The 18,308-nt window shown below is 66.1% G+C and carries 14 protein-coding genes; 2 read left to right on the top strand and 12 right to left on the bottom strand.

Features of this window, described 5'->3' with window-relative positions:
- Positions 1-75: 75 nt before the first annotated feature.
- The 3 genes from BMW87_RS19485 to BMW87_RS19475 form a co-directional block, all read right to left on the bottom strand.
- Positions 76-1,935, bottom strand: a complete 1,860-nt coding sequence (locus BMW87_RS19485; RefSeq protein WP_093078092.1) for a pseudouridine synthase — start codon at positions 1,933-1,935, stop codon at positions 76-78.
- A complete protein-coding gene (gene scpB, locus BMW87_RS19480) occupies positions 1,932-2,849 on the bottom strand; it encodes an SMC-Scp complex subunit ScpB (RefSeq protein WP_093078090.1) in 918 nt (305 codons plus the stop codon). Before scpB ends, BMW87_RS19485 begins: the two co-directional genes overlap by 4 nt.
- Before the next feature lie 129 nt (positions 2,850-2,978).
- Positions 2,979-3,977: an RluA family pseudouridine synthase gene (locus BMW87_RS19475; RefSeq protein WP_371258826.1), complete on the bottom strand. Its 999-nt coding sequence runs from the start codon at positions 3,975-3,977 to the stop codon at positions 2,979-2,981.
- A 50-nt stretch (positions 3,978-4,027) separates the two neighbouring features.
- Between BMW87_RS19475 and BMW87_RS19470 the strand changes: the two genes are divergently transcribed.
- Positions 4,028-4,834: an outer membrane protein assembly factor BamD gene (locus BMW87_RS19470; protein ID WP_093052233.1), complete on the top strand. Its 807-nt coding sequence runs from the start codon at positions 4,028-4,030 to the stop codon at positions 4,832-4,834.
- Positions 4,835-4,868: 34 nt separating this feature from the next.
- Here the strand turns inward: BMW87_RS19470 and BMW87_RS19465 are convergent, their stop codons facing one another.
- Both BMW87_RS19465 and BMW87_RS19460 read right to left on the bottom strand, forming a co-directional pair.
- Positions 4,869-6,950, bottom strand: a complete 2,082-nt coding sequence (locus BMW87_RS19465) for a DNA repair helicase YoaA (protein WP_093078089.1) — start codon at positions 6,948-6,950, stop codon at positions 4,869-4,871.
- The gene (locus BMW87_RS19460) at positions 6,947-7,150 is read right to left on the bottom strand and encodes a YdcH family protein (RefSeq protein ID WP_093052238.1); all 204 of its coding nucleotides are present in this window, start codon (positions 7,148-7,150) and stop codon (positions 6,947-6,949) included. The genes BMW87_RS19465 and BMW87_RS19460 overlap by 4 nt, the downstream gene beginning before the upstream one ends.
- 110 nt (positions 7,151-7,260) lie before the next feature.
- On the opposite strand from BMW87_RS19460, the gene BMW87_RS19455 reads away from it, so the two are divergent.
- The gene (locus BMW87_RS19455; protein ID WP_093052241.1) at positions 7,261-8,031 is read left to right on the top strand and encodes a PP2C family protein-serine/threonine phosphatase; all 771 of its coding nucleotides are present in this window, start codon (positions 7,261-7,263) and stop codon (positions 8,029-8,031) included.
- Between the two features lie 11 nt (positions 8,032-8,042).
- On the opposite strand, the gene BMW87_RS19450 is transcribed toward BMW87_RS19455, so the two are convergent.
- From BMW87_RS19450 to BMW87_RS19420, 7 genes are all read right to left on the bottom strand, one after another.
- Positions 8,043-8,705, bottom strand: a complete 663-nt coding sequence (locus BMW87_RS19450; protein WP_093078087.1) for a hypothetical protein — start codon at positions 8,703-8,705, stop codon at positions 8,043-8,045.
- Positions 8,702-9,802, bottom strand: coding sequence for a cell division protein ZapE (gene zapE / locus BMW87_RS19445; RefSeq protein WP_093078086.1), 1,101 nt, complete (start codon positions 9,800-9,802; stop codon positions 8,702-8,704). The genes BMW87_RS19450 and zapE overlap by 4 nt, the downstream gene beginning before the upstream one ends.
- A 16-nt stretch (positions 9,803-9,818) precedes the next feature.
- On the bottom strand, positions 9,819-11,249 hold the full coding sequence (gene lpdA, locus BMW87_RS19440) for a dihydrolipoyl dehydrogenase (RefSeq protein WP_093052249.1): 1,431 nt from the start codon (positions 11,247-11,249) through the stop codon (positions 9,819-9,821).
- A 14-nt stretch (positions 11,250-11,263) separates the two neighbouring features.
- Entirely contained in the window at positions 11,264-12,535 is a 1,272-nt protein-coding gene (gene odhB / locus BMW87_RS19435) for a 2-oxoglutarate dehydrogenase complex dihydrolipoyllysine-residue succinyltransferase (RefSeq protein WP_093078084.1), read from the bottom strand.
- Positions 12,536-12,589: 54 nt separating this feature from the next.
- Entirely contained in the window at positions 12,590-15,466 is a 2,877-nt protein-coding gene (locus BMW87_RS19430; RefSeq protein ID WP_093052255.1) for a 2-oxoglutarate dehydrogenase E1 component, read from the bottom strand.
- A 179-nt stretch (positions 15,467-15,645) separates the two neighbouring features.
- Complete coding sequence (locus BMW87_RS19425) at positions 15,646-17,583, bottom strand: propionate--CoA ligase (RefSeq protein WP_256216848.1); 1,938 nt, start codon at positions 17,581-17,583, stop codon at positions 15,646-15,648.
- A gap of 121 nt (positions 17,584-17,704) precedes the next feature.
- A complete protein-coding gene (locus BMW87_RS19420) occupies positions 17,705-18,307 on the bottom strand; it encodes an isochorismatase family protein (RefSeq protein WP_093052261.1) in 603 nt (200 codons plus the stop codon).
- Between the last annotated feature and the right edge of the window lies 1 nt (position 18,308).

The raw sequence follows: 18,308 nt of genomic DNA, 5'->3' as shown, positions 1-18,308 counted from the left end.
GCCTCTGATTTTAACCGGCGCAGCCTTGCGGATTGGTGAAAACCCCGCGAAAGGCCGCGCTCCGACGGCTGGCTTTCAGCGCCCGCGACGGCGTCCGCCGCCTTGGCCGCCCTGACCGCCGAAGCCGCCACCACCGCCCCCGCCTCCACCACGACGCGGGCCTCCGCGCTGCTCCTTGCGCTGGCGCGAGAAGCTGTCGGCACCGATGTACCCCAACGAGGTCTTCATCGGATCGGGCTGGTTGGCGCCGCTCGGTTGACGGTCGTCGCCCTGCTGGCGATTGCCGCCGCCCTGGCGGTTGCCGCTGTTGCCACGGCGTCCCTGCCCCTGGGGCGGGCCGCCATTGCCACCGCCACGATTGGGGCGGGCACCCCGGTCGCCGCGCGGCGGACGGCCATCTCCAAGCGGATTCGGAATCGGCGCTTCGCGTCCGCCATCTTCGCGTGCATCGCGCATGTCGCGCGGCGGCTGGCCACCACCGCCGCCATTGCGGTTGCCCCGGCGCTTCTTGTTGCGTCCGTTGCGACCATTGCCGCCACCGCCCTCCTGCCCGGGGCCGCGCTGCTGCTGTTGCGGACCGGGCCGGGCAGCCGCGCCACCGGAGGCCTGGAACAGCGCTCGGATGTCGCGCTCGTCGAGCTCCATCCAGGCACCGCGCTTCAGGCCGCGCGGCAGCACCATGGCACCGTAGCGGATGCGGATCAGCCGGCTGACCGCATGGCCCACCGACTCGAACAGGCGGCGCACTTCGCGGTTGCGCCCTTCGGAAATGGTCACGCGATACCAGCAATTCGAGCCCTCGCCGCCACCGTCTTCGATGGTGCCGAACTGCGCCATACCGTCGTCGAGGCGCACGCCGTCGAGCAGCTTCTGCTTTTCTTCGCTGGTGAGCGCGCCCAGCACGCGCACGGCGTACTCACGCTCCAGGCCGAAGCGCGGGTGCATGAGCTGATTGGCCAGGTCGCCGGAGCTGCTGAACAGCAGCAGGCCTTCGGTGTTCAGGTCGAGACGACCGACCGACTGCCACTTGCCCTGCTGCAGGCGCGGCAGCTTGCGGAACACGGTCGGGCGGTTCTGCGGATCGTCATGCGTGACCACCTCGCCCACGGGCTTGTGGTACGCGATCACGCGGGGCGGCGGAGGCGCGATGCGGTAGCGGATCGGCTTGCCGTTGATCTTGACCTGGTCGCCGAACTGGATGCGCTGGCCGATGTGGGCCGGCTCGTTGTTGACGGAAATGCGGCCCTGGAGAATCAGCTGCTCCATTTCGAGCCGCGAGCCGAGGCCGGCCTGCGCCAGCACCTTGTGCAGTTTGGGCGAATCGGCCTCGGGCAGCAGCACGCGCTTGAGCGGCGGGACTTCGGGGCTTTCTTCGTCGGCATCGAACTGGCCGGAGATGACGTCCGCGAAGCGGATCGGCTCGGGCGGCAACGCATTGCGCTGCTCGCGCTCGGCGGCGCGACGGGCACGGTCGAGGTCGTCTTCTTCCTCGTCGGGCTCTTCTTCGTCTTCGTCCTCGTCCCGCTCTTCGTCGTCCTGGTCGTGGATGCGATCGACTTGTTCGGGCTGAGGTGCCTGGGAGGCGGCCTCTACCGGCGCAGGCTCACGAACTTCTTCTGCGGCAGCGGCGACGGCAATCGGGGCTTCCTCGGCGACAACAGCAGCAGCGGCTTTTGGCTCAGCCACTTCGGGCGGCTCCGCACCAGGCGACACCAAAGCCTTGTCCTGCTCCACTGGCTTCTTCTTGCGGGGCGCACGCGGCTTCTTGGGTGCTTCAGCCTCTGCCGGTGCGGTGACTTCCTGCGCCGTGACCTCTGGCGCTACCGATTCAATAGCATCAACCGCAGCCTTCTTGGGCGTGGTCGCCCTCTTCTTCTTTTTGACTTCGGGCTCGGCCGGCAGCATCGCCGCGTCTTCGGTGTCGGTTGTGCTCATGAGGTTTTTCCGGGAGAGGGAGCGTGAGGGTCGGCCTCGTCCTGGGACGGGGCATCGGGTTCTGGCGACGGCGCCTGGGCGGGCTCGGCGGGGGATTCGGTGTCTGCCGCGTTCTCGGCAAACTGCGCTTCGGCGGCTTCGACCGCTTCTTCGGCGACTTCTGGCGCCATGTCGATGACGGCGGGCTCTTCTGCCGGCACTGCTTCGTCTTGCTGCGAGGCAGCGACTTCCTGCTCCGCCTCAGTCACTTCGGCTTCGGCTGCGGCGGGCTCCAGCTCTGCCATCGCCGATGCATCCGCATCGCCCTCGGCCAATGCTTCGGCCTCCGGCGCGGCATCGATAGGCAGCCCCTGCTGCTCACCCGACGCCCGTTCGAGCGCATCGACCAGCGCGGCCTGCTGCGCGGGCGTCTCGATCAGCGGGAGCTGATCGAGCGAGGCAAGGCCCAGGTCGTCAAGAAACTGGCGCGTGGTTGCGTACAGCGCCGGGCGGCCGACCGTTTCGCGGTGGCCGATGACTTCGACCCAGCCGCGATCTTCCAGTTGCTTAAGGATCAACGAATTGATCGTCACGCCGCGGATGTCTTCCATGTCGCCGCGCGTGGCCGGCTGCCGATAGGCAATGATGGCCAGCGTTTCGAGTGCGGCGCGCGTGTAGCGCGGCGGCTTCTCGGGGTGCAGGCGGTCGAGGTGGTCGCGCATCTCCGGCCGGCTCTGGAAGCGCCAGCCGCTGCCGACGCTCACAAGCTCCAGGCCGCGTTGCGCCCAGTCTTCCTGCAGTTCAAGCAACAGCACCTTGATGGTGTCCACACCCAGTTCGTCGTCGAACAGCACGCGCATATCGCGCACCGGCAACGGCTGGCTCGAACAGATCAAGGCGGTTTCGAGAATGCGCTTGGCATCCGCCGTATTCATGGTTCGCGTTATCCGGGAAAAGGCGCCTCAGGGACGCTTGTTCAGAAGGATGAAAGGAGTAGGCGCTGCAGGCACGCGGCAAATGCAACGCAAGGCCGGCCTTGGGTGACCGGCGCGGCCCTCGGGCCGTCAGGCGCGATTGTAATCCAGCCCCCAGGACTGCAAAGCCTGGACGAGATCTGGCGGTGGCGGCGAACGGAACTCCATCGCCTCTTGCGTGACGGGATGCACGAAGGCCAGCCTGAATGCATGGAGCGCCTGGCGAGACAGCCCGGCAGCCGGCGCGCCGCCGTAGAGCGCATCGCCCACCAGCGGATGCCCGATCGACGCCATGTGCACGCGGATCTGGTGGGTGCGCCCGGTTTCGAGCGTGCAGCGCACGGCACAGCCTTCGGCGTTGCTGTCGAGCCGCTCGATCAGCGTGCGTGCCGTCTTGCCCGCATGCCGCTCGAGATCGACCACGGCCATGCGCAGCCGGTTGCGCGGGTCGCGGCCGATGGGGGCGTCGACCTGGCGGGCTGCGGCGCCCTCCCAAGGCTTGTGGCCGATGGCCAGGTACTGCCGCTTGACCTCGCGGGCGGCGATCAACGCCACCATCGCGTCCATGGCGGCGCGGGTGCGCGCCACCACCATCAGTCCACTGGTGTCGCGGTCGAGCCGGTGCACGATGCCGGCGCGCGGCAGCAGCACTGCCTTCGGGTCCAGCGCCAGCAGGCCGTTCAGCAGCGTGCCGCTCCAGTGCCCGGGCGCCGGATGCACCACGAGGCCGGCGGGCTTGTCGACGATGCGCAGGTGCTCGTCCTCGTACACAGTGACGATGTCCATCGCCTCGGGCCGGAAGGCCTGGCTCTGGGGCGTGGGGCGCAATTCGATGCGACCGGCCTGCCCCGCCTTCACTGTGGCCGAGACCTTGGTGAGTGTGCGGCCCTGCAGCTCCACCGCGCCAGCCTCGATCAATTGCTGCAGATAGCTGCGGGAAAATTCGGGTACCAGCGCGGCAAGCGCGCGGTCCAGCCGCTGGCCGTGCTGGGCCGGATCGATGACGAAAGGCCGCTGCTCGCTGGGCTCGATCGGATCGGCGCCCTCTTCGATCTCGGCCACCTCGGCGGTCTCGGGGATATTGCTCAAAGGGTCGGTCGATATAATTGAGGGCAACTGTTTCACGAAAGCCGTATGTGATGTTTCGCGCCAAATTATCGGTCCCCAGCTGGATCGCGCTCAGCGCGGCGGCTCTGCTGGCAGCTGGCTGCTCGTCGACCTCCGTCGACAAGACTGCCAACTGGAGCCCCAACCGCATCTACTCTGAAGCCAAGGAAGAGGCCGGATCGGGCGCCTACGACAAGGCCGTTCCGCTCTACGAGAAGCTCGAAGGCCGCGCTGCCGGCACACCGCTCGCGCAGCAGGCGCAGCTGGAAAAGGCCTACGCCCAGTACAAGTCGGGCGAAAAGGCGAGCGCCATCGCCACCATCGACCGCTTCATGAAGTTGCATCCGGCGAGCACAGCTCTCGACTATGCGCTGTACCTCAAGGGCGTGATCAACTTCAACGACGACCTCGGCATGTTCGCGTTCATGACGCGCCAGGACCTGTCCGAGCGCGACCAGAAGGCCGCCAAGGAATCGTTCGAGTCGTTCAAGGACCTCGTCACGCGCTTCCCTGATTCGCGCTACGCCCCTGACGCGCGCCAGCGCATGAACTACATCGTGAACTCGCTCGCGCAGTACGAAGTTCACGTGGCACGCTACTACTACTCGCGCGGCGCCTACCTGGCAGCCATCAACCGGGCCCAGATCGCACTGGCCGACTACCGCGAAGTGCCGGCGCTCGAAGAAGCCCTGTTCATCATGGTGAAGTCGTACGACGCCCTCGGCATGAAGGACCTGCGCGACGACGCCCAGCGCGTGCTGACCACCAACTATCCGCAGAGCACCTACCTCGCTAACGGTTTCAAGGGCAAGGACGACCCTTGGTGGAAGCTCTGGTAAAGCCACCAGAGCACGCGCTCTTCCTGGCCAGAAACTAGGTCTTGAGCGCGTCCAGCGCGGCCTCGAAATCCGATTCGTTTTCGAGCCGCCGCATCGGCGGCAGCGCCGACAGCAACCGGCGGCCATAGCCCATGGCCACCAGCCGCGTATCGCAGATCGCCAGCACACCGCTGTCGGTTTCCCGCCGAATCAACCGTCCTGCTCCCTGCTTGAGCGCCACGGCCGCCTCGGGCAGCGAATAGTCGGCAAACGAACTGCGCCCCTGTGATTCCAGGCGCTGCGAGCGCGCCTCGACCAGCGGATCGTTCGGCGGCGGGAACGGCAGCTTGTCGATCACCACCAGCTGCAGCGCATCGCCCGGCGCATCGAAGCCCTCCCAGAACGAAGCCGATGCCACCAGCACGCAGCCAGCGCGCCCGGCGCTCGCGCCTTCGCGAAAGCGGTCCATCAGCACGCGCTTGGGCAGCTCGCCCTGCACCAGCACTTCGGGTCGCACCTGTGCGTCGAGCAGTTCGAACTGCTGCTTCATCGCATCGCCGATGGTGCGCAGCGCGCGCAGCGTGGTCGTCAGCACCAGCGTGCGGCCACCGAGCTCCGTCGCGCCGCGCGCAGCCAATTCCGCGACGCGTTGACTGTGCGACGGATCGTTGGGCTTGGGAAACGCACGCGGCACATAGAGCGCGGCCTGCGACGCATAGTCGAACGGGCTCTGTACGCGAAGCACTTCCGCGTCCTGCAGTCCGCAGGGCTCGGTGAACCAGCGCAGCGTGGGCTCGTCGCCCAGCGTGGCGGAGGTGAAGACCCAGGCGCGGCCGCTGTCTTCCTGCGCCGCTGCCTCGCGCGCTGGCCGCTCACCGTAGCCGTCGAGATCTTCGTCGTCGCCATCGTCGCCAACATCAGCGTCTGCCTCGACGATCTTGAGCACCCGCTTGCGCATGGCATCGGCGATGTCCAGCGGCGATTCGATGAGCCGCAACTGCGTGCCCAAGTCGACCCAGCGCACCGAATCGACCTCGCATGGCAAGGCGAAGCGCGCGGTACGTTTCGCGAGTTGGCGGGCCCGCTCGTGCAGCCGCACGAAGTCGGGCGAGATTTCGCTGACGGTGGCAAGTCCCTCCGCCGCCAGCTCGAACGCGTGCAGCAGATCGTCCAATGCGCGCTGCCATGCGTCGGGATCGATGCCCTCAGGCGACGCACCCAGCCAGCGCAGCTTGGCGCCCGGCCATTGCTTGCCGACCACCAGCCGCAGTTCGCGCGCGGCCCGTTCGAGCGCGCCGACCAGTTGCTGCCAGTCGACGAGGCCGCGCGCATGCTGCAAGCCGGCCGCCAGCATGTCGCGCGCGAAGTCGAGCGCCTGGCCGCTGCCGAGCTGCGCGCCGAGAAACTGCACGCCGGTTTCGTTGAGCTGGTGGGCTTCGTCGAACACCACCACGCTCACGGTCGGCAGCAGCTCGGCCATGCCGGTCTCGCGCACTGCAAGGTCGGCAAAGAAAAGATGGTGGTTGATGACCACGATGTCGGCCGCCAGCGCCTCGCGCCGCGCCAGGTTGACGTGGCACGGCTTGAACTGCGGGCATTGCGCGCCCAGGCAGTTCTCTCGCGTGGAGGTGATCAGCGGAATCAGCGGCGAGCGCTCGTCGAGCCCCGGCAGCTCGGCCAGGTCGCCCGTCCGCGTGGCCTTCGACCACTGCTCGATCTTGGCGAGCGTGCGCAGGCTGCCGCGCTCCGGCAATGAAGCGTCATGGCGCGCCTGGTCGAGCCGATGCAGGCACAGGTAGCTGGCGCGCCCCTTGAGCAGCGCCGTGCGCACCGGCAGGCCGAAAGCTTCGACAAGACGCGGCAGGTCACGGCCGAACAGCTGGTCCTGCAGCGTCTTGGTGGCGGTCGACAGCAGCACGCGCTCGCCACTCAGCAGGGCCGGCACGAGGTACGAAAAGGTCTTGCCCACCCCGGTGCCAGCCTCGACCACCAGCACGCCGCCCTGGTCGATGGTGCGGGCGACGGCCATTGCCATTTCGGTCTGCCCCGAGCGTTCGCGGAACTGGTCGGCGGCACGCGACAGCGCGCCGTCCTGCGCGAAGGCGTCGCGCACCTTGTCTTCGAGCGCACCTGTCACGCCGGCTCTTTCGGATCGAGGTCGTTTTCGAGGCGCGTGATCTGGTCACGCAGCGCGAGGCGGCGCTTTTTCAGGCGCCGCAGCAGCAGCTCGTCTTGCGGCGAACCCTCGGCCAGCCGGTCGATGGTGGCGTCGAGATCGGCGTGCTCGATACGCAGTTCGATCAGCTGACGGGAAAGGGAGTGAAGATTGGAGTCCAACGGTGGGGAGCGCGCGCGAGGTTTTTTTTGCGGCACATGTTCATTCGATAATACGTCCTGACACGAATCTCCGAGCAGACAGAAACACGCGCTTCAGGCGCATATGCCTCATGACCCAAGGCTTTCGACTCGCCGCGGCCACCGGACTCCACAAGGGAGACCGCCCGTACCAACAAGACCAGGTGCTGCTGATGAGCCATCCGCGCGTGCCTGGCTGCGTGCTGGGCATCGTGGCCGACGGCATGGGCGGCCGCAGCGGCGGGCGCAAGGCCTCCGACCAGGTGCTGATGACGGCACGCCAGCTCTTCACCCGCTACCAGCCCGGCCGCGACGACCCGGAAGCCGTGCTGAAGCAGATCCTCGAAGATTCGCACACGGTCATCAAGCTCACCGCCGTCTCCAGCGAGCAGGAGCCGCACAGCACGCTGGCGGCCTTCCTCATGACCCCCAAGGGCGACTGCGCCTGGATCCACGCCGGCGACTCGCGCATCTATCACTTCCACGACGGCCAGCTCATCAGGCGCACGCGCGACCATTCGTACGTGCAGGTGCTGATCGACCGCGGCCAGATCACCGAGGCCGAGGCCAACATCCATCCGCAGGGCAACATCCTGCTCGGCTGCCTGGGCATGACGACCACGCCGCCGCCCATCGACCCCTACTACATCCCGAAGCTGGCGCCGGGCGACCTGTTGATGGCTTGCAGCGACGGGCTCTGGCACTACTTCAGCCCGGAAGAACTGGCGAGCGTGCTGTATGCACAGCCGCCGCGCGATGCGGTCGAAATCCTGGTGGGTGAAGCGCGCCGCCGGGCCCGGGGCACGGGCGACAACATCTCGATTGCCGTTCTGAAGCTCGATCCGCTGCCGGTCGCCGCCTGAGCGGTGCCCGGTCAGGGCGTGGGCGACGAAGCTGCCGGCGCCGGCAGTGGTGCCCCGCGCGGCTTGCTGCGGTTGGCGTTCTGCCGCTCGCGGCTGGCCCTGTGCTCTTCGGCGCGTTTCTGCTTGTCCTCGAAACGCTTGGCGGCCGTGGGCGCCTCGGCCTGACGCTGGGCCGCCTTGGCCTGCTCGTCGGCATGCGCCTGCTGCTTGGACTGGAATTGGCGCTCGCGCTCGGCCGCCTCGGCCGCTGTAGCCGCGCGGCTGGTCGCGTGGTCGGCAGCGCGCTGCTCGCGCTCCTTCTGGCCCTGGATCGACTGTTCCTGCTTCTCGCGAGAGTCCTGCGGGCGCTGGGTGCCAGCCTTCTGGTCGAGCTTCTGCAGCTCGGCCGCGCCGCTGCGCTGGCGCAGGATGTCGTTGATCGCGGTTTCCTGCCGCTTGATGTTGTCGGTTTCCGTGCGGCGACGGCTGCGGCTCTCGCGCAGGCAGTCTTCCACCGCGAACTTCTTGTAGCAGGCAGCCCGCTCTTCGACGAAGCGCTTCTCGATGGCCTCGCGCTCGGTGGAAAGCCGGCGCTTTTCGCCCTCGAGGTCGGCATTGCCCGCAGCGGCGTTGGACTGCGCCCACAGCGGCAGGCTGGCCAACGTCATGAGCAGGGCAAGAGCGATTTTTTTCATGTGAGTCGGGTGTCGACGATGCGGCGTTCCAGGGCGAGAAACTCGCTCGATTGCATTTCGGTGAGCCGGGAAACCGTGCGCGGAAACTCGTGCGACAGCGGCCCCTCGGTGTACAACGCCTCGGGCGGAACCTCAGCCGACATGATGAGCTTGCAGCGCCGGTCGTACAAGACGTCGACCAGCCAGGTGAAACGACGTGCTTCCGAAGCCATGCGCACCGGCATGTGCGGCACGTCGGACAGCAGCACGGTGTGGAACTGGCTCGCGATTTCGAGATAGTCGTTCTGCGAACGCGGACCACCGCACAGCGTCTTGAAATCGAACCAGACCACGCCGCCGGCCTTGCGCCGCGCACGGATCTCGCGCTGCTCGATGTGCAGCACCGGGTTTTCGTCGGCCGTCTCGGCCAGCTTGTCGAAGGCCTTGCGCATTTCCTTCTCGGCCACCGCGTCATTCGGCGTGAGGTACATGCGCAGTTGCTCGAGCGTGCGGCGCCGGTAGTCGGTGCCGTTGTCGACGCTCAGCACTTCGAGCTTTTCGTTCAGCAGCGCGATGGCCGGCAGGATGCGGTCGCGGTGCAAGCCACCGGGATACAGATCGTCCGGCTTGAAATTCGAGGTGGTGACGAAACCCACGCCGTTCTCGAACAGCGACACCAGCAGCCGATGAAGAATCATCGCGTCGGTGATGTCCGCCACGTGGAACTCGTCGAAGCAGATCAGCTTGTAGCGCTTGGAAATGCGAAGCCCAAGCTCGTCGAGCGGATTGACTGTGCCCTGCAACTCGCGCAACTCGCGGTGCACTTCGCGCATGAACTCGTGAAAGTGCAGGCGCGTCTTGCGCCGCAATGGCACGGCGTTGAAGAACAGGTCCATCAGGAAGCTCTTGCCTCGCCCGACGCCACCGTACATGTAGACGCCGCGCGGAAGCTCTGGCCGGTTGATGAACTTCTTCAGCGCATTCGAGCGCTGGGCCTTGTACTCGGCCCATTCGTTGGCGCAGCGATCCAGCGCCTCCACGGCGTGCAGTTGCGCTGGATCGCTGTGGAACCCGCGCGCTGCGAGTTCCGCCTCATAGGCCTGTTTGACGCTGGTCAAAAGAAAGATCGCGAGATCAGAAGTTCAGCGTGCGCTTGTCCACGGCGAGTGCCGCTTCCTTCGTTGCTTCCGACAGCGACGGGTGAGCGTGGCAGATGCGCGCGATGTCTTCGGCGCTGGCCTTGAACTCCATCGCCACGACGGCTTCGGAGATCAGCTCGCTGGCCTGCGGGCCCACGATGTGCACGCCCAGGATCTCGTCGGTGGCAGCATCGGCCAGGAACTTGACCATGCCGGTCGTGTCGCCCAGCGCGCGCGCGCGGCCGTTCGCGAGGAACGGGAAGGTGCCGGCCTTGTAGGCGCGGCCCGCGGCCTTGAGCTGCTGCTCGGTCTGGCCGACCCACGCGATCTCGGGGTTGGTGTAGATCACCCACGGGATCGTGTTGAAGTTGACGTGACCGTGCTGGCCCGCAATGCGCTCCGCAACGGCAACGCCCTCTTCCTCGGCCTTGTGCGCCAGCATCGGGCCGCGCACCACGTCGCCGATGGCCCAGACGTTGGGCAGGCTCGTCTTGCACTCGTCGTCCACGGCAATGGCGCCGCGCTCGTCGAGCTTCAGGCCCACGGCTTCGGCGTTCAGGCCGATGGTGTTGGGCACGCGGCCGATCGACACGATCAGCTTGTCGACTTCCAGCGTCTGGGCTTCGCCCTTGGCATTGGTCCACGCAACGCTCACGCCCTTCTTCGACGACTTGATCTCGCCGACCTTCACGCCGAGTTCGATCTTGAGCTTCTGCTTGTCGAAGGCCTTCTTGGCTTCCTTGGCGATCTGCTCGTCCACCGCGCCCAGGAAGGTCGGCAGTGCTTCGAGCACCGTGACTTCCGCGCCGAGGCGACGCCACACCGAACCCATTTCGAGGCCGATGACGCCCGAGCCGATCAGGCCCAGCTTCTTCGGCACCGCGCCGATGCGCAGCGCGCCGTCGTTCGAGAGGATGTTCTCCTCGTCGAACGGCGCACCGGGCAGTGCGCGGGCGTTGGAGCCCGTGGCCACGATGATGTGCTTGCCGCTGATCGACTCTTCGGCGGCGCCCGCCACCTTGATCTCATAGCCGGCTTCGTCGGTCTTCACGAACGAGCCACGGCCATGGAAGAACGTGATCTTGTTCTTCTTGAACAGGTACAGGATGCCGTCGTTGTTCTGCTTCACGACCTGGTCCTTGCGGGCCAGCATCTTGTCGAGGTCGAGGCCCAGGCCTTCGACCTTGATACCGTGGTCGGCAAAGTGATGGCCGGCCTGGTCGAAATGCTCCGACGATTGCAGCAGCGCCTTCGATGGGATGCAGCCGACGTTGGTGCAGGTGCCGCCCGGTGCGGGGCCGCCCTTGCCGTTCTTCCACTCGTCGATGCAGGCCACGTTGAAGCCGAGTTGCGCGGCGCGAATGGCCGCGATGTAGCCGCCGGGGCCGCCGCCGATGACGACGACGTCGAATTGCTTGTTTGCCATCTGGTTCTTTCTCCTCAGATGTCGAACAGCAGGCGCGACGGGTCTTCCAGCGCTTCCTTCATGGCAACCAGGCCCAGCACGGCTTCGCGGCCGTCGATGATGCGGTGGTCATAGCTCATGGCGAGGTAGTTCATCGGACGGATCACGATCTGGCCGTTTTCAACCACGGCGCGGTCCTTGGTGGCGTGCACGCCGAGGATGGCCGACTGGGGCGGGTTGATGATCGGGGTCGAGAGCATCGAGCCGAAGGTGCCGCCGTTCGAGATGGAGAACGTGCCACCGGTCATGTCTTCGATGCCCAGCTTGCCGTCTTGCGCCTTCTTGCCGAACTCGGCGATCTTCTTCTCGATGTCGGCAAAGCTCATCTGGTCGGCGTTGCGCAGGATCGGCACCACCAGGCCGCGCGGCGAACCGACGGCAATGCCGATGTCGAAGTAGCCGTGGTACAGGATGTCGTTGCCGTCGACCGAGGCGTTGATCACCGGGTACTTCTTCAGCGCATGCACAGCGGCCTTCACGAAGAAGCTCATGAAGCCGAGCTTCACGCCGTGTTCCTTGGTGAAGTTGTCCTGGAAGCGCTTGCGCAGCTCCATGACGGGCGCCATGTTGACTTCGTTGAACGTGGTCAAGATGGCGTTGGTCGACTGCGATTGCAGCAGGCGCTCGGCGATGCGGGCGCGCAGGCGGCTCATCGGCACGCGCTGTTCCGGACGCTCGCCCAGGTCGGGCGCGCCAGTCGGTGCAGCAACTTGCGGCAGAGCCGGCTTGGCGGCCGGTGCCGCGATGGTGGCGGCAGCCGCGGCAGGCTTGGCGCCCGAGGCAACCGCGCCGAGCACGTCGCCCTTGGTGACGCGGCCGTCCTTGCCGGTGCCGGCAACGTCGCTGGTCTTCAGGTTGTTGTCGGCCAGCAGCTTGGCTGCGGCGGGCATGGCCACGTCGGACTTCGAACCGCCGGTGGCGGCAGCAGCTGCTGCCGGGGCAGGCGTAGCGGCAGCCGGAGCTGCTGCTGCGGGCGCTGCCGCCGGGGCGCCAGCCGAAGCCTTGCCTTCGGTGTCGATCTTGGCGATCAGCTGATCGGCCACCACGGTGGCGCCATCGGGCTGCACGATTTCAGCCAGCACGCCAGCCGAAGGGGCGGGCACTTCGAGCACGACCTTGTCGGTCTCGATCTCGATCAGGATTTCATCGACGGCGACGGCTTCGCCGGCCTTCTTCTTCCACGTGAGCATGGTGGCTTCGGCCACGGATTCGGAAAGCTGGGGGACTTTGACTTCTACGATAGACATTTGGAGTGAGCTCCGTTTTGTTCTTCAGGGTATTCGTGTGAAAGGAAACTGGTTTTACTTGGTCAGCACGAAGCCCTTGAGCTTGCCAAACGCGCCATCGACGAGCGCCTTCTGCTGTTCCTGGTGCAGGTGCGAGTAGCCCACCGCCGGCGATGCCGAAGCGGCACGGCCGGAGTAGCCGAGCTTCTGGCCGTCCTGCATGTTTTCGTGGATGTAGTGCTGCACGAAGAACCAGGCGCCCTGGTTCTGCGGCTCGTCCTGGCACCAGACCACGTCGACGAGGTTGGGGTACTTCTTGATCTCGGCGGCGAAAGCCTTGTGCGGGAACGGATAGAGCTGCTCGACGCGGATGATCGCCACGTCTTCGTCGCCACGTTCTTCGCGCTTCTTGGCCAGGTCGTAGTACACCTTGCCCGAGCAGGCGATCAGGCGCTTGACCTTCTCGGCCTTCAGGCCCTTGCTGTCGGGAATGACGGTCTGGAAGCTGCCCTTGGTGAACTCGGACAGCGGCGAGGTCGCGTCCTTGTTACGCAACAGCGACTTCGGCGTCATGATGATCAGCGGCTTGCGCAGGTTGCGCACCATCTGGCGGCGCAACACGTGGAAGATCTGGCTGGCCGTGGTCGGCTGCACCACCTGCATGTTGGTGTCGGCGCTCAGTTGCATGAAGCGCTCCAGGCGTGCCGAGCTGTGCTCGGGGCCCTGGCCTTCGTAGCCGTGCGGCAGCATCATCGTGATGCCGTTGACGCGGCCCCACTTCACTTCGCCCGAGGCGATGAACTGGTCGATCACCACTTGCGCGCCGTTCACGAAGTCGCCGAACTGGGCTTCCCAGATGACGAGCGTGTTCGGGTCGTTCGAGGCGTAGCCGTATTCGAACGCGAGCACGGCTTCTTCCGACAGGATCGAGTCGATCACGACGAACGGAGCCTGGTTGTCGGCCACGTTCTGCAGCGGCGTGTAGGTGCCGGTGTCGAACTTCTCGCGGTTCTGGTCGTGCAGCACGGCGTGGCGGTGCGTGAACGTGCCGCGGCCCGAGTCTTCACCCGACAGGCGCACCGGGTAGCCGCTGGCCACCAGCGAGGCGAAGGCCATGTGCTCGCCCATGCCCCAGTCGACGTTGACGTCGCCGCGGCCCATGGCTGCGCGGTCGTCCAGCACCTTCTTCACGAGCGGATGCACCGTGAAGCCTTGCGGCACGGTGGTGATCTTCTCGGCCAGGCGCTTCCATTCGGTGGACGGGATGGCGGTATCGCCGGCGTCGGTCCACTTCTTGTTGAGGTACGGGCTCCAGTCGACGGCGTACTTGCTCTTGAAGTTGGTGAGGACGGGGTCGACGGTGTTCTTGCCTTCGTCGAAGGCGGCGCGCTGCGCCTTGACCATGTCGTCGCCGAGCGTGTCGCCCAGGCCTTGAGCGGCCAGCTTGTCGGCGTACAGCTTGCGCGTGCCGGGGTGCTGGGCGATCTTCTTGTACATCAGCGGCTGCGTGAGCGAGGGGGTGTCCTGCTCGTTGTGGCCCAGCTTGCGGAAGCAGATGATGTCGACGACCACGTCCTTCTGGAACTCCATGCGGAAGTCGAGCGCGATCTGGGTGGCGAGCACCACGGCTTCGGGATCGTCGCCGTTCACGTGCAGCACCGGCGCTTCGATCATCTTGACGATGTCCGAGCAGTACAGCGTCGAGCGGCTGTCGCGCGGGTCGCTGGTGGTGAAGCCGATCTGGTTGTTGATGACGATGTGCACCGTGCCGCCGGTGGAGTAGCCACGGGTTTCGGCCAGCGCCAGCGTTTCCATCACGACGCCCTGGCCTGCGAAGGCGGCGTCGCCGTGCACGATCACGGGCAGCACCTGCTTGCCCAGCGGGTCGCCGCGGCGGTCCATGCGGGCGCGCACCGAGCCTTCGACCACGGGGTTCACGATTTCAAGGTGCGAGGGGTTGAACGCGAGGCTCAGGTGCACCGGGCCGCCGGGGGTGGTCACGTCCGAGCTGAAGCCCTGGTGGTACTTGACGTCGCCGCTGGGCAGGTCTTCGGGGGCGGTGTGGTCGAACTCGGCGAACAGGTCGGCCGGCATCTTGCCGAGCGAGTTGACCAGCACGTTCAGGCGGCCGCGGTGGGCCATGCCGATCACGATTTCCTGCACGCCCTTGACGCCGGCCTGGTTGATCAGCTCGTCCATGGCGACGATGAAGCTCTCGCCGCCTTCGAGCGAGAAGCGCTTCTGGCCGACGTACTTGGTGTGCAGGAAGCGCTCGAGGCCTTCTGCCGCGGTCAGGCGGTTGAGCACATGCTTCTTCTGCTCGGCGCTCAGCTTGGGGTTGGTGCGGGCGCTTTCGAGCCGCTGCTGCCACCAGCGCTTGTGGTTCTGGTCGGTGGTGTACATGTACTCGGCGCCCATCGTGCCGCAGTACGTTTCGCGCAAGGCGTTGAGCAGGTCGCGCAGCGACATGGTCTCCTTGCCGAAGAAGGTGTTGCTGGTGTTGAACACCGTCTCGAGGTCGGCGTCGGTGAAGCCGTAGAACGAGGGCTCGAGTTCCGGAATGGCGGGACGCTCGGCGCGCTTGAGCGGGTCGAGGTCGGCCCAGCGGGCGCCGACGTTGCGGTAGGCGGCAATCAGCTGCTGGACGGAAGTGCGCTTGCGGCCGAGTTCGGAATCGGCGCCGCTGGCCTGCACGACCTTGGTCGTGCCCTGCTTCGCGCGTTCGGCGAAAGCGTTGATGACCGGCAGGTGCGGGACATCGCGGGTGTTGGTGCCGTCGGCGGCGGGAACGTTCTGCAACGCGTCGAAATACGAACGCCAGTTGTCAGGCACGCTGCCGGGGTTGGAGAGGTAGTTCTCGTACATCTCCTCGACATAGGGCGCATTGCCGCCGAAGAGGTACGTGTTGCCTTGATAGGCGGTATACGCCGATGGCGTCGATGAATCGCTCATGATCCGCTGACCTTCGCTTCCCTGAAGGAAGCACTAGCTGGTTAAGAAACCTTCCGCGACACGGCTGAACCGATTGGCGGATGCGACTGTGGCTGGGGAAGGGCCTGAGTACCTTGGCATTGTGCCACGTCAACCATATGACGGTTCAACGGGGCTTCGCAACCCCCTGCCCTGCTCACTCAGCCCGAAGAAAGTAACTGTTTGATCTGCTGCAGCGTGGCGGGGTCGTCGATGGTGGTCAGGTCGCCGGGGTCGCGCTGCTCGCACACGGCCTGGATGGCGCGGCGCAGCAACTTGCCGCTGCGGGTCTTGGGCAGGCCGCTGACGAAGCGCACGCGGGCCGGCCGCGCCAGGGCGCCGAGCTGGTCGGCGACTACTTTCATGATCTCGCCTTCGAGCTTGAGTGCCACGTCGGCGTCAATCACGGCCTTGCCGTCCCTGGGGACCACGAAGGCCATCGCGACCTGCCCCTTCAGGGCATCGGCCACGCCGACCACCGCCACTTCGGCCACGTTGGAATGGCCCGAAATGCTTTCCTCGATCTCGCGCGTGCCAAGGCGATGGCCCGCCACGTTGATCACGTCGTCGGTGCGCCCGAGGATGTAGAAATAGCCATCCTCGTCGCGAATGCCCCAATCGAAGGTCGAATAAACCATCTTGCCGGGCACGCTTTTCCAGTACGTATTGACGAAGCGCGCGTCGTCCTTCCACACGGTCTGCATGAAGCCCGGCGGGGTCGGCCCCTCGACCACGACCACGCCCTTCTCGTTCGCGCCGGTCAGCTCTTCGCCCGTCGACTCGTGCAGGATCTTGATGCTGTAGCCGTACATCGGCACGCCCGGGCTGCCGAACTTGCTGGCCTTGGCCTCCACCCCGTTGGCGATCGTGATCATCGGCCAGCCCGATTCGGTCTGCCAGTAGTTGTCGATGATCGGCACGCCCAGGCCCTCGCTGATCCAGCGGGCGGTCGGCTCGTCGAGCGGCTCGCCGGCCAGGAACAGCGCGCGCAGTGTCGACAGGTCGTATTTTTTCAGCAGTGCCGGATCCTGCTTCTTGAGCACGCGCACGGCCGTGGGCGCGCTGAACATCACCGTGACCTTGTACTTCTCGACAAGGCGCCACCAGATGCCGCCATCGGGCTGCCGTTCGATGCCCTGCGTCGGCAGGCCTTCGTACATGATGGTCGCCATGCCGGCGATCAGCGGGCCGTAGACGATGTAGCTATGGCCCACCACCCAGCCGATGTCGCTGGTGGAGAAGTAGGTTTCCCCGGGCCGGCCATCGAAGATGTGCTTCATGCTCGCAGCCAGCGCGACCGCATAGCCGCCCACGTCGCGCTGCACGCCCTTGGGCTTGCCGGTCGTGCCGCTCGTGTAGATGGTGTAGCTGATGTCGGTCGAGGCGAGCCACGTGCAAGGCACCTTGGCATCGATGTGCTTCTGCCGCAGTTCGGCGGCGAGATGGTCACGACCCGCCGTCAGTTCCATCGGCGCGAGACCGCGGTCGGTCAGCAGCACCGCCGAAGGCTTGTGCCTCGACAGCCGGATCGCGTCGTCGAGCAGCGGCTTGTATGCGATGACCTTGCCGCCGCGCGAGCCGGCATCGGCGCTCACGATCACCTTGGGCTCGGCGTCTTCGATGCGCGTGGCCAGCGAGCCGCTCGCGAAGCCGCCGAACACCACGCAGTGGATCGCGCCGATGCGCGCGCAGGCCAGCATGGCAAAGGCGGCTTCCGGAATCATCGGCATGTAGATGAGCACGCGGTCGCCCTTGCCCACACCCAGCTCGACAAGGCTGGCGGCAGTGCGCTGCACCTCGGCGTGCAGCTCAGTAAAGCTGTAGCTCTTCTCGACGCCGGTTTCGGTGGAAACGAAGATCAGCGCGGGCTGGTCGCCTCGTGCCGCCAGATGACGGTCGATGGCGTTGTGGCAAAGATTGGTCGTGCCGCCCACGAACCAGCGCGCGAACGGCGGCTGGCTGGCGTCGAGGATCTGTTGCGCGGGCGCCTGCCAGTCGATCAGCTTCGCCTGCTCGGCCCAGAAGGCCTCGGGCGCATCGACGGATTGGCGATAGAACTCTTCGTAGCGGCTCATCTTGATTTGTCTCCTGTTATTTATTCCGTTCCGGCGGCAGCGCCAAAACTGAATTCATAATTATGGAGACCGATCTTGCAGCAAGCTGACGGCCGGAACAATCCGGCCGAGCCCTGCCGCGCAGGCTGCAGGGCCTGCGGTCCGATTACCGGACGAGCGAAAGCAGTTCAGGAAATGCGGGGTGCTCCGCCGTACGCAGCCACTCGAAGCCGACCATCTCGGTCGTCACGAGCTCAGCACCGGCGCCGGCCAGCCGGTCGAAGGCGGCGTCACGGTTGCGCTCGGTGCGCGAACTGCAGGCATCAGTAACGACCCAGACTTCAAATTCGTCTTCCAGCAGGTCGAGCGCGGTCTGCAGCAGGCAGACATGGGCTTCGCAGCCGGCGATCACGATGCTGTTGCGCTCCTCGGCCGCGGCAGCGGGCTTCTGCAGATGCTTGGGCAGGCTGCGTGCATTGCCCTGCGGCGCCTTGGCCGGCACGCGCAGCCACTCTCCGAGGCCTTCCTCCACGCCGCTGAAGTGCATCTTCGACAGGGTGCGCTGGCACAGCGCGCGGATGTCGGGCAGGTTCTCGCCCAGGCTGGATGGGTTGTGCTCGGTGCCGAACACCGGCACCTGGAACAGCCGCGCCATCTTGCCGAGCCGCACTGCGTTCTGCGCGACCGCCTCCCCCTCGAAGATCGCCGGCATCAGCCGCGCCTGGTAGTCGACCAGAACGAGTTGGGATTGCGAGGCGTCGAGCAGCATG

Source organism: Variovorax sp. OV084, assembly GCF_900111625.1.
In the GTDB taxonomy this organism is placed as follows: Bacteria; Pseudomonadota; Gammaproteobacteria; order Burkholderiales; family Burkholderiaceae_C; genus Variovorax.
This window is presented reverse-complemented; position numbering and strand designations above follow the sequence as displayed.